Origin of the sequence: Pseudomonas sp. NPDC089422, assembly GCF_044749405.1 — a bacterium.
Taxonomy (GTDB): domain Bacteria; phylum Pseudomonadota; class Gammaproteobacteria; order Pseudomonadales; family Pseudomonadaceae; genus Aquipseudomonas.
Window position 1 is genome coordinate 40,136 of sequence record NZ_JBIVHW010000022.1, and the last position, 11,902, is coordinate 52,037.

Here is an 11,902-nt window from a genome sequence, read left to right on the forward strand (position 1 = left end):
TCTTGCGGGTCAGGCCGGGTAGCGCAGCATCAAGTTCGGACAGGGCGGCGGTACGCATGACGAATTCCTTGGCAGGCCGGGTTGCAACGCAACAAAGAGAATTAAAGCAGAGCGCTCAAGCCTGCGTAGATATCCCCCTGACGCTTGATAGCAAAGTGCCACTGATCGATAATCGCGCTCTTTTCATGACACGCAAGGATCCGCCGTGAACAAGCTATACCTGGTCGCCCCTCTTGTCCTGCTGCTGCAAGGCTGCGGTGTGACAATGGCCCGCTACGAACCTGACTACCAGAACGTCCAGCAGTTGAAGCAGAACGCTCCTCTGCAAGCGGTGCGCGAAGCGCAGGTGCAAGCCGACGCCGGGCAAGGCTCGCTGATGGTGCGCCTGAACCCTATTTCTTCACCGGCAGGCAACATTCCGCTGCACATTCAGGCAGCCATCAATGATGAGCTTCGCCACGCAGGCCTGCTCGATCCCAAGGCTGATCGACAGCTGCAGGTGCAGTTGGTGAAGAGCCAGCTCAACTCAGGCGTGGCCAACGGGCATGGCGAGCTTGCGGCGCGGTTCACCCTGCGCCAGGGCGACCAGGTGCTTTACGAGTCGACCAAGGACGTGACCCGTGACTGGGACAGCAGTTTCTTCGGGCCGATTGCGATCCCGACAGCGGCCAATAACTACAACCCCATGCTGCAGGCGTTGCTCAAGTCGCTGTACAGCGACCCGCAATTTGTACAGGCGTTGAAGTAAGCAGAAAAAGAGCCGCGATTGCGGCTCTTTCTGTTTTGGCTCAGGCGCGTGGAATGCGTGTTTCGCCAGCCGAATATTTCAGGCGGTTGTTTTCCACCCAGTTCTTCAGCAATGCATTGACCTGGCGGTTGAAGGTGTCTGTGACGGCCGCTTTCGGGGTATTGCCTACCAGCGGCAGGAACCAGATGCCCATCCAGGTATTGATGGCATCGTGATTCTGGTTCTTGGTGAGCGATACGCCCTGCTCATCCAAGGTCTCCAGGCTCATGGTGTACTGGTCGGTGGCCATGGCGGGAATGACCGTGAAGGTCAGGCCACTGATGAAGGCGAGCACCATTTGCGCGCCACTCGGCGCATGGTTGTAGACCTTCAGGCGCAGGCTGTAGTCGCCTGGCTGCTTCTCGAATTCATCGAAGGTCACGCGGCCGAACAAGCCGGACTCGTTGAAAGCGCGTTTGAGTTCCGGCTTGAGCATGTCCCGGGCTTGCGGCATTTCATTGGCCTTGGCGCCTTCTGGGTCACCCTGGAAGAAGTCGAAGTCCACGTAGACATTGGGTTTGTTGGCATAGTGTGTCATCGATGGCAGGTCGACAGGTGCCACCTCGTCCTTGGTGAAACTCGCGCAACCACCGAGGCTCAGGGCGAGGGCCAAGCCTATGACTCTTGTAAATCGCATTTCGACTTCCTTGAAAATTGCAGGGCACCCTTCGAGCGAAAGGCGGCCTGCATTCTAAGGAACTTTGAATGATATCAAAAGGCCTTCACTCTGAGTCAGGCAGCCATTAGTGCACCACGGCCAGCATGCTCGCCGCGTCGCTGACCTCGAACTTGCCAGGCGCCTCCACCGCAATGTGCTTGACCACACCATCGTCCACCAGCATGGCGTAACGCTGCGAGCGCCGCCCCAGGCCCCGGGCCGAGAGGTCCTGGATCAGCCCCAGCGCCTCGCTGAACTCGCCGTTGCCGTCGCCGATCATCTTCACCGCCTCGCCAACCCGCAGGCTGTTGCCCCAGGCGTTCATGACGAAGGCATCGTTCACCGAAACACAGAGAATTTCATCAACGCCGGCCGCGAACAGATCCTGTGCCGCAGCGACATAGCCGGGGACGTGACGCTCGGAACAGGTGGGCGTGAACGCGCCGGGCAAAGCGAAAATCACTATTTTTTTCTGCTTGCAGCGCTCACGCACCGAGAACGCATTCGGGCCGATCGGGCAGGCGCCCTCGCCGTTGCTGTATTCGTAAAGCGTAATGTCAGGCAGTTGCTCGCCGGGCTTGATCATCGAAGTCTCCTGGGTCTGTGGATGGCCGAGCTTGCTATGATGCAGCAATCCATCAGGCCAGGTACATGATGCACACGCCAACGCCGCTCAGTGCCTGGGTTGAGATTTATTGCGCCAAGCCCCCAGAACCCCAAGCCCCCGTCAGCCGCGCAGCTGATACCAGGTGGTCTTCAACTGCGAGTACTTGTCGAACGAATGCAGCGACAGGTCGCGGCCGAACCCGGACTGCTTGCCACCGCCAAACGGCACCGTCACATCCAGCGCATCGACCGTATTCACCGATACCGTGCCCGCCTTGAGCGCACGCGCCACCCGGTGCGCACGGTTCAGGTCATCGCTCCACACCGACGCCGCCAGGCCGTAGATGCTGTCATTGGCCAGGCGGATGGCCTCTTCCTCGGTATCGAACGCGCTGACCGCCAGCACCGGCCCGAAGACCTCTTCCCGAGCCAGGCTCATGCGGTTGTCGACGCCAGCGAAAATGGTCGGCTCGATGAAGTTGTCCGAGCCCCCGATGGTCAAGCGTTGCCCGCCGCAGACCAGGCGCGCGCCCTCCTCGCTGGCCTGGCCGATGGCCCGGGCAATGCGCGTGGCCTGCTCGGCATCGACGATGGCGCCGGCACGGCTGACCGGGTCCAGCGGGTTGCCTGGCAGCCACTGGCGGGCCTTGGCCTGCAGGCGTTCGATGAACTCGTCATGAATCGAGCGCTGCACATACAGCCGCGAGTTGGCCGAGCACACTTCGCCCTGGTTGAAGAAGATGCCAAAGGCGGCCTTCTCGGCGGCCAGGTCCAGGTCCTGGCAATCGGCGAACACCAGGTTCGGGCTCTTGCCGCCACACTCCAGCCACACCTGCTTGAGGTTGGACTGCGCCGAGTACTGCATGAAGTACTTGCCGACCTGGGTGGAACCGGTGAACACCAGGCAGTCGACATCAGGGTGCAGGCCCAGCGCACGGCCCGCTGTTTCGCCAAGCCCCGGGACCACGTTGAGCACACCTTCCGGCAGGCCGGCTTGCAGTGCCAGCTCGGCCAGGCGCAGGGCCGAAAACGGCGACTGCTCGGCGGGCTTGAGGACCACGCTGTTGCCCGCCGCCAGTGCCGGGGCGAGCTTCCAGGCAGCCATGTCGAGCGGGAAGTTCCAGGGCACCACCGCTGCGACCACGCCCAGCGCTTCGCGGGTGATGGTGGCCAAGGCATTGGCCGCGGTCGGTGCCACCTGGTCGTAGAGCTTGTCGAGCGCCTCGCCATACCAGGCAAAGACGTGGGCCGAGCCCGGTACGTCGATGTTGTAGGCATCCATGACCGGCTTGCCCATGTTCAGCGAGTCCAGCAGCGCCAATTCTTCGCGGTGGGCCATGATCAGCTCGGCCAGGCGCAGCAGCACCTTCTTGCGCTCGACGGGCGCCATGCGCGGCCACGGACCTTGCTCGAAGGCCTTGCGCGCAGTGCTGACGGCGAGGTCGACTTCGGCCTGGTCGCATGCCGCGACACAGGCCAGGCGCTGATGGGTTGCCGGGTTGATGGCGTCGAACGTTGCACCACTGGCGGCACTGACCTGGCGGCCGCCGATCAAGGCCTTGTCTGGCAAGCTCAAGCCTGCTGCGCGCTGTTGCCAGTATCCGAGATCGTACATACACACTCCTGACGACCGTCCGTGCGGTCCGATTGTTATGGGTCTGGCAACATTCTTGGCGCAGCCATGGGCCCGGCGAAACCAGCTTTTTTCTGCCCCTTGAAGAGGAAAAAACTGCTCCCCCGAAAGGGTGATTTCGACGCCTGCCCGAGTGTGGGAGCATTCGAGCCGCCCCACCTGAGCCACACCTCTGATCAGACTTCCTCACCAGTAGCGAGCCCGCTCGCCTGCTGCGGCTTCCTGCATCCCATTTCAGGAGTTAGCAATGCATACAACAACAACTACAGCCCAACCCCAGCATCCTGCGTCGCCCAGCAACACCTCCGGCCGTTTCCGCAAATCCATGGGCATGACCGCGCTGGTGCTGTTCGGCCTTGCCTACATGGTCCCGCTCGCCGTCTTCACCACTTACGGGCTGGTCACCCAGATGACCAAGGGGCACCTGCCCATCGCCTACATCCTTACCCTCGCCGCCATGCTGCTGACCGCCTACAGCTACGGCCGCATGGTCCAGGCCCATCCTTACTCCGGTTCCGTCTACACCTATACGCGCAAGGCCTTCGGCAGCCACTTCGGCTTCATCGCTGGCTGGACCTTGCTGCTCGACTACATCTTCCTGCCGCTGCTCAGCTACCTGCTGATCGGTATCTACATGTCCGAGTACTTCCCGGCCATCCATGCCTGGGTGTGGGTTGCCGGGTCGATTGCCCTGGTGACCTTCCTCAACCTGATCGGCATCGAGTCGATCACCCGGGTCAATTGGATCCTGGTGGTGGCGCAACTGGTGTTCATCGTGGTGTTCGTCGCGCTGTCGGTACGCCACATGAGTGGGCAGGCCGAGCCGGTCTCGCTGCTGGCGCCGTTCCACCACGAAGGCTTCAGCGTGCCGTTGATCATGACCGGCGCGGCGGTGCTGTGCCTGTCGTTCCTCGGCTTCGATGCGGTATCGACCATGGCCGAGGAAACCAGCAACCCGACCCGGCGCATTCCACAGGCCATCATGGCGGTGTCGGTGATCGGTGGCCTGCTGTTCCTGGTGGTGTCGTACTGCGCGCAGATGGTCTTCCCCGACTGGGCCAGCTTCGCCGACCCCGATTCGGCCTCGGTGGATGTGATGCGCCGGGTCGGCGGCGAAATGCTGGTGACGGCCTTCACCGCCACCTACGTGGCCGGCTGCTTCGCTTCGGCGATGGTGTCCCAGGCCAGCGTGTCGCGGGTGCTGTTCGCCATGGGCCGCGATGGCGCGCTGCCCCGGGTGTTTGGCCAGCTGGTGACGAAGAAGCGCGTGCCGGCGACGGCGATCATGCTGGTCAGCCTGCTGTCGCTGGTGGCGCTGTTCATCACCCTGGATACCGTGGCCAACATGATCAGCTTCGGCGCCCTGTTCGCCTTCTCGGCGGTGAACCTGGCGGTGGTCAAGCACTACCTGGTCGACCAACAGTTGCGAGGGATGCGCAACTGCCTGCTGTACGGCGCCATTCCGGCACTCGGCTTCCTCAGCACGATCTGGCTGTGGACCAGCCTGTCGAGCATGTCCTTCACCATTGGCCTGTGCTGGATGGGCGTAGGCTTCATCTGCCTGTTCGGGTTGACCAAGGCATTCCGGGTGAAGTTGCCGGAACTGCAGATGGCCGAGTGACGCGCAGGGCCCAGCTCGGTGCCAGCCAGGTTTGTTGACGGCTCGGCACCGAAGCTGGCGCCTTGCCTGACCTCTCAACACGCTTCAAACCGTGCCTGGCACTTCAACCTCAGCTAATTTGAAAGCTCGGGAGCGCCGATTGTCCACTGCGGCTTCCTGAATACGCAGGGAGCTTGTTCAGGCTGCTTGTTGCACTCCCAAAACCTCAAACCAGAGCTTTGGAGGTACGACATCATGGCTGCACGATCGACATCCAGGCGTAAGAGCGGTCGCAATGAAGAGGTTCCTCCTTCATTTCGTTCCCGTGAAGAACGCTACGCGGCTGGCAAGCGCCTGCGTGAGCAGATTCCCCGCGAGCGCCATGCCAATTGGAAGTCCGGCCGCCAGCGCGACATGGTCGCCATCCTGGAGCAATCCAACCGTGATCGCCTGCAGGAGCTGGTGCCCATTCGCTATGGCCGCATGCTGAAGAGCCCCTTCACGTTTCTGCGTGGCTCGGCAGCGCTGATGGCCCACGACCTCTCGCAACTGCCCCACATAGGTGCCAGGGTGCAGGCTTGTGGTGACTGCCATCTGCTGAATTTTGGCTTGTTCGCGACACCGGAACGGAATCTGGTATTTGATCTGAATGACTTTGATGAGACCTTGCCCGCGCCGTGGGAATGGGATGTCAAACGGCTGGTCGCAAGCTTTGCCGTGGCGGCGCGGGACGGCGGCGCAACAGACGCTCAGGCGCATCAGGTGGCGTGCCGTTGTGCCCGTGCCTATCGAGAGCACCTGCGGCGCTTTTCGAAAATGAATCCCTTGGAAGTGTGGTACTCACGGCTAGACGCTCAAACGTTGCTGGATGAAGCTCCAGACGCCAAAGCACGCAAGTTTCGCAAGCAACTGTTTGATCGCGCTCGCGAGCGAGTGATGGAAAGCGTATTCCCAAAGATCACCGGCCAGGTCGCCGGACAACCTCGGATAGTCGATCAACCGCCCGTCATACAGCACGTTGCCGACCCGGATTTTTTTGCACGCGTGCAGAAAGCGATGCTTGCTTACCGCGAAAGCCTGTCCGACGAGCGTCGCGTCTTGCTGGACCGATACCGCCTGGTGGATGCCGCCTTGAAAGTGGTGGGTATCGGTAGCGTCGGAACACGCTGCTATATCGGCTTGCTCTTTTCAGAAGAGAACCACCCACTCATTCTGCAGTTCAAAGAATCCTGCCGCTCGGTGCTGGAGCCTTATGCCGGCAAAAGCCAATACGACAATCAAGGTCAGCGGGTGGTCATGGGGCAGCGTTTGATGCAGTCATCCAGTGATATTTTCCTTGGCTGGGTACGCGGAGGCGCCGGGCATGACTTTTTTGTCCGCCAGTTGCGCGACATGAAGATGTCCGTACCGCTGGAAAACATCGATGCAACCCAGCTTGAGCGCTACGCAGACTACTGCGGGCTTACGCTGGCTCGGGCTCATGCCAAGTCGGGTGACTCCGCAACCATTTCAGGTTATCTGGGCAAGGGCGAGATTTTCGATGAGGCGATGGGGCGTTTCGCGTTGGCCTATGCGGACCAGACTGAGCGAGACCATGAACAGTTGGTCAAGGCGCAGCGCAGAGGTCGGGTCAAGGTGCTTTACGAGGAGGACTGAGACCAGGCACAAGACGCCTGAGTCGAGCGCGGACCGTACTGAAAGGCTTGAAAGCGCTATCCGAACGCCTGCAGACCGCCCCCCAGGCGTTCGCAGCGCCCCTGAGCGAACCGGCCTGATTCGCCCACCCGCACCCATGCGGCAATCCTGAATGGTATGATCCCTGATTAAACGTTTCAGTATGTTTCAGCTTGTTTGAAAAGGGACCGCAATGTCTGTTCAGGAATTACCGCCGCTCGCCGTCTCCAAGGGCGGCGTCGGCAAGATGGAGGCTGCCATGGCGCTGGGCAGCTTCGCCATCGGCACCGGCGAATTCGCCATCATGGGCCTGATGCCCGATATCGCCAGCAATCTGCAATTGAGCGAGCCACAAGTCGGCCATGCCATCAGCGCCTACGCGCTGGGTGTGGTGGTCGGCGCCCCGACCCTGGCCATCCTCGGTGCCAAGCTGCTGCGCAAGCACATGTTGCTGTTGCTGATGGCGCTGTATGCCATCGGCAACCTGGCCACCGCCTTTGCCCCGTCGTTCAGCAGCATGGTTGCGTTCCGCTTCATCAGTGGCCTGCCCCATGGCGCCTACTTCGGCATCGCCGCCGTGGTGGCCTCGAGCATGGTGCCGAGCAACCAGCGCGCCGGCGCCGTGGCGCGGGTGATGATGGGCCTGACCCTGGCAATGCTGCTGGGCAACCCGGTGGCGACCTTCCTCGGCCAGTTCTTCGGCTGGCGTTCGGCGTTCATCCTGGTCGGGGCCATCGCCTTGTGCACCATTGCGCTGGTCTGGCGATACGTGCCGCAGCCCGTGGATGAGCCGCGCAGCGACCCGCGCAAGGAACTGCAAGCCTTTACCCTGCCCCAGGTGTGGATGGCGCTGGGCATTGCCGCGATCGGCTTTGCCGGCATGTTCTGCGTGTTCAGTTACCTGGCACCGACCATGCTGCAAGTGACCCAGGTGGCGCCGGAGTGGATCCCCTTCGGCCTGGCCGCCTTCGGCGCTGGCGGCATCGTTGGCAACATTGCCGGGGGCAAGCTGTTCGACCGCCTGCAGTTCCGCGCCGTGGGCATTGTCCTGGTGTGGTCGGCGGCCGTGCTGCTGTTCTTCAGCTTCGCCGCCCATGCGCTGTGGTCGGTGCTGCTGGGGATCGGCCTGGTCGGCACCATGATCGCCCTGGCCGCGCCGCTGCAGATCCGCCTGATGGACATCGCCCATGAAGCGCCAAGCCTGGCGGCCGCTTCGAACCATGCCGCGTTCAATTTGGCCAACGCCCTGGGGCCATGGTTTGGTGGCATGGCCATCAGTGCCGGTTTGGGCTGGACCAGTACGGGGTACATTGGTGCTGCGACAGCATTCGCGGGGTTGCTGATCTACCTGGTGGCTCGGCGGATGAAGGGCGGGCACTGATCCCCATCGCGGTGCCTGGCTTGGGATTTTCAGCGCCTGTGAGATCGAGCGCCGCCCGCGCGGCGCATCGCGGATAAATCCGCTCCTACATTTGTTGCAACGTGGCCATGCCTGTGAGGCCATGGTTGTCAGCGGTTTGCAAGACTCAAGACATGCACCAAGGCAGGCGACCATGGCATAACAGGTTTGGCACGTAGCAACAAATGTAGGAGCGGATTTATCCGCGATGCGCCGCGCGGGCGGCGCTCGATCTCGTAGGCGCCAAAAATACCAAGGCGAACACAGCATCAACCCCCTACCCAACCCTGATCTCACGATTACCACTCATGTAGTACTCCAGCCGCCCGCGCAGCCAACGCTCGGCCGGGTCGCTGTCGGTGGTACTCAACCAGACCATGGCCAACTCCAGCGGCACGGTGTCGAACGGCAGCGTCTCGGCCTGCAGGTTGCCCCAGCTGGCCATGGCCTCGGCGGCGTAGTCGGGGCAGCAGGCGAGCAGTTCGGTGTCGGCCAAAATCGCCGGCAATGAACTGAACTGGGGCACCGACAACACCACGTTGCGCGAATGGCCGATTTCCTTCAGCCAGTCATCGACCACGCCCTGGGTATTGGCCGTTGGCGAGACCTGCACGTGAGGACGTTGGCAGAACTCCTCCAGGGTCAGCGTTTGCGCGGATTTGTCGGCCCTGAGCACCCGCGCCTGCATGGTACGTAATACCTTACGTTTGGCATTGGCCGGCAGGCCGCGGGTCTGGCTGATGCCCACCGTGACCTCCCCCGACGCCAGCAGGTCAGGGATACGCCAGTAGTCGACATGTTGCACGACCACCACCACATGCGGCGCCTCGGTACGCAGCGCCCGCAGCAACGGCGGCAACAGCCCGGATTCGACATCGTCGGACAAGCCGATCCTGAAAGTCATCTTGCTGGTCGGCGGGTCGAAGTCATGGGTCAGGCTGAGCGCCGCCGACATCGCGTCCAGCGCCGGGGTGAGGTGCTTGATCACCTCCGCCGCCCGTGCAGACGGCTCCATGCGGTTGCCGACGCGGACCAGCAGCGGGTCGTTGAACATCGTGCGCAGCCTGGCCAGCGCCGCGCTGACCGTGGGCTGGGCGAGAAACAGCTTCTCGGCGGCGCGGGTGAGGTTGCGCTCTTGCATCAACGCCTCGAACACCACCATGAGGTTGATGTCGGCCTTGCGCAGCTCGTTTCGATTCATGCCTGCTCCTGATGGTCGTCCACTGCCAACAGGATAGGCGCCAGGTCAGTGCACCGCCCAGCCCCTGCTCATCGCCCGGTACTTGCGCGGTGGCATGGCGAAGAAGTTGTGAAAGCGCCGATAGAAGTACGAGAAGCTGGTGAAGCCGCTGGCAACGGCAATCTCCGACATCGGCTTGTCGGTGTGCTGCAGCAACTGGCGCGCATGCCCCAGGCGCAGCTCCAGGTAGAAGGTCAGCGGCGTCGACTGCACATGCTGGCGGAACGAGCGCTCCAGCTGACGGCGCGACAGTTTCACATGCCGGGCGATTTCGTCGATGGCAATCGGCTCTTCGATGTTGCTGCTCATCAGCTCGATGGCTTCGTTGAGGTTCTGCGGCAAGCCGACCCGAAACGGCGGCGCCACCTTGGGCAGCGCCGGCGCGGGCTTGTCGGCGGCGACGATCTGCTCCACACCGTCGCGCAGGCTCTTGCCGTAGCGGCCAGCCAGCAGTTCCAGCATCATTTCCAGCGCACTGCTGGCACCGGCGCAGCTCAGGCGTCGGCGGTCCAGCACGTGGCCGGCACGGCTGATGCGCACACCCGGGAACAGCTCGCCCATCATCGCCCGCCCCTCCACATGGCAGGCGCAGTCATGGTCTTCGAGCAGGCCCGCTTCGGCGATGAAATAGGCCCCATTCCACAAGCCACCCAGCAGGCAGCCGTGGCTGTCGGCCTCGCGCAGCTTGCCGCGCAGGCGCGGGTTGCGCTTGAGCGGCACGCGCAAACCGCCACAGACGAACAGAAAGTCCAGGCTGCGCGCCTCAAGGTCGGCGAGGGTCTGCTCGACGGCGATGACGATGCCCGAATCACTGCGCACCTGCGCGCCGTCACCGATCATCACGAACTCGAACAGCGGCTTGACGCTGACCTGGTTGGCGGCAGCCAGGGTGTCCATGGCACTGGTCAGCGTCATCATCGAGAACTGCTCCAGCAGCACGAAGCCGACCCGGCGCAAGGCCACGCCGGTGGCGAGGCGGTGATCCGGCGCCAGGTGGGCGAAGCTGCGGCTTTTGAGAGGACTGACGACTGACTGGCTCATGGTTCTGCTCTGCATGGGAGGTTAGTTACTGGCCTGCATCGCCGCGGCGCGTGCTGCCTGCAGCCAGCCATCGAAGGCTTGGCGGTGGGCGGCGATCCATTCCTGGGTGTGGCGCTGGATGTCGGCGTAGCTCTTCTCGCCGTGCTGCATCTTCAGGTTCTGCGCGCTCTCGTCGGCCGCCGGGATCTGCATCAGCGACAGGAACTTCACGGCTGCCGGGTTCTTTTCGGCGAAGTCGCGGTTGATCACGGCCTCGATCTTGTCCAGGGCAAACCCGAGGTTCTTGCCCTGGTACAGCGTGTCGACGCTGTTGTCGCCGCCCGGCAGATCGGTTTTCGGCACCTCCAGCCAGACCACGTCGCGCCCTTCGACCAGCACACCGGCCACCCACTGCGGCATCCAGGTGTAATAGAACACCGGCTTGCCTTCCTTGAAGCGGGTGATGGTGTCGGCCATCAGCGCGAAGTACGAGCCCTGGTTGACGTGGACGCTGTTTTCCAGGTCGTAGGCCTTCATCTGGTGGGCGATCACCAGCTCGCAGCCCCAGCCCGGGTTGCAGCCGGTCATGTCGGCCTTGCCGTCGCCGTCGGTGTCGAACAGCTTGGCGATCTCCGGCTTCTTCAGGTCGGTGATGTACTTGATGTGGTACTGGTCGGCGGTCTTCTTGTCGATCAGGTAGCCCTGCAGCACGCCGGGCAGGATGTCGCCGACCTTGACCATGTTCTGGTCGCCCCCGGCCTTCTGGTAGAAGCTGGCGTGCAGCTTGTCCCACAGGTTGACGCTGAAGTCGGCATCGCCGTAGCCGACCGCCAGGATCATCGTGGCGTATTCGGTTTCCTTGGGTTTCTGCACGTTGTAGCCCAGCTCGCGCAGGCCCTCGATGGCCACTTCGCCGCGGAAGCGCTCTTCATCCACGGTGGGGAATGCCGGGGTGATCTTCACCCCTTCGCCCGGTTTGTCAGCCGAGGCGCTGGCGTGCAGGCAGGCCAGGCCCAGCGCCACGGCGCAGGCGGTTTGCAGGAAACGGCGGGGGAACTTGAACTCGGACATCGTCGCGTACCTTTTTCTGGTTGTTGTTTCGGGATGCGGCAGATAGAACGGGGTTAAGTCAGGCGGTCTTGCGCCGCCCTTGGGGTTGCGCCGCGCCGCACAGGCGCAGCACCAGGCCCACGGGGCCGGTGTGGTACCAGCGCAGGCTCGGGTCGGCGCTGGTGCGGGCGCCCATGGCCTGGGTCAGGCGGTCGAGGAAGATCGCCAGCAGCAC

Annotated in this window: 10 protein-coding genes and 1 pseudogene; 4 read left to right on the forward strand and 7 right to left on the reverse strand. The window is 62.7% G+C overall.

Annotated elements, in window-relative coordinates:
* Positions 1-205: 205 nt before the first annotated feature.
* The gene (locus ACIPZ8_RS27330) at positions 206-748 is read left to right on the forward strand and encodes a hypothetical protein (RefSeq protein WP_400730101.1); all 543 of its coding nucleotides are present in this window, start codon (positions 206-208) and stop codon (positions 746-748) included.
* A 40-nt stretch (positions 749-788) separates the two neighbouring features.
* On the opposite strand, the gene ACIPZ8_RS27335 is transcribed toward ACIPZ8_RS27330, so the two are convergent.
* From ACIPZ8_RS27335 to ACIPZ8_RS27345, 3 genes are all read right to left on the reverse strand, one after another.
* Positions 789-1,424, reverse strand: a complete 636-nt coding sequence (locus ACIPZ8_RS27335) for a hypothetical protein (protein ID WP_400730103.1) — start codon at positions 1,422-1,424, stop codon at positions 789-791.
* A gap of 106 nt (positions 1,425-1,530) precedes the next feature.
* On the reverse strand, positions 1,531-2,031 hold the full coding sequence (locus ACIPZ8_RS27340; protein WP_400730104.1) for a peroxiredoxin: 501 nt from the start codon (positions 2,029-2,031) through the stop codon (positions 1,531-1,533).
* A 141-nt stretch (positions 2,032-2,172) separates the two neighbouring features.
* Positions 2,173-3,666: an aldehyde dehydrogenase gene (locus ACIPZ8_RS27345; protein WP_400730107.1), complete on the reverse strand. Its 1,494-nt coding sequence runs from the start codon at positions 3,664-3,666 to the stop codon at positions 2,173-2,175.
* 265 nt (positions 3,667-3,931) lie between these two features.
* Between ACIPZ8_RS27345 and ACIPZ8_RS27350 the strand changes: the two genes are divergently transcribed.
* From ACIPZ8_RS27350 to ACIPZ8_RS27360, 3 genes are all read left to right on the forward strand, one after another.
* Positions 3,932-5,305 carry an APC family permease gene (locus ACIPZ8_RS27350; protein ID WP_400730110.1) on the forward strand — a complete coding sequence of 458 codons (1,374 nt, stop codon included), beginning with the start codon at positions 3,932-3,934 and terminating at the stop codon, positions 5,303-5,305.
* A gap of 234 nt (positions 5,306-5,539) precedes the next feature.
* Positions 5,540-6,940 (forward strand): DUF2252 domain-containing protein, encoded by a 1,401-nt coding sequence (locus ACIPZ8_RS27355; protein WP_400730113.1) that lies wholly within the window; start codon positions 5,540-5,542, stop codon positions 6,938-6,940.
* A gap of 211 nt (positions 6,941-7,151) precedes the next feature.
* On the forward strand, positions 7,152-8,339 hold the full coding sequence (locus ACIPZ8_RS27360) for an MFS transporter (protein WP_400730116.1): 1,188 nt from the start codon (positions 7,152-7,154) through the stop codon (positions 8,337-8,339).
* 295 nt (positions 8,340-8,634) lie between these two features.
* Here ACIPZ8_RS27360 and ACIPZ8_RS27365 read toward each other — a convergent pair whose 3' ends face one another.
* The 4 genes and pseudogenes from ACIPZ8_RS27365 to ACIPZ8_RS27380 all read right to left on the reverse strand — a co-directional run.
* Entirely contained in the window at positions 8,635-9,558 is a 924-nt protein-coding gene (locus ACIPZ8_RS27365) for a LysR substrate-binding domain-containing protein (protein ID WP_400730119.1), read from the reverse strand.
* 45 nt (positions 9,559-9,603) lie between these two features.
* The gene (locus ACIPZ8_RS27370; RefSeq protein WP_400730122.1) at positions 9,604-10,638 is read right to left on the reverse strand and encodes a GlxA family transcriptional regulator; all 1,035 of its coding nucleotides are present in this window, start codon (positions 10,636-10,638) and stop codon (positions 9,604-9,606) included.
* 21 nt (positions 10,639-10,659) lie between these two features.
* Positions 10,660-11,688 (reverse strand): glycine betaine/L-proline ABC transporter substrate-binding protein ProX, encoded by a 1,029-nt coding sequence (gene proX / locus ACIPZ8_RS27375; RefSeq protein ID WP_400730124.1) that lies wholly within the window; start codon positions 11,686-11,688, stop codon positions 10,660-10,662.
* Positions 11,689-11,746: 58 nt separating this feature from the next.
* Positions 11,747-11,902 (reverse strand): annotated as a pseudogene (locus ACIPZ8_RS27380) (glycine/betaine ABC transporter permease); the annotation flags it as partial.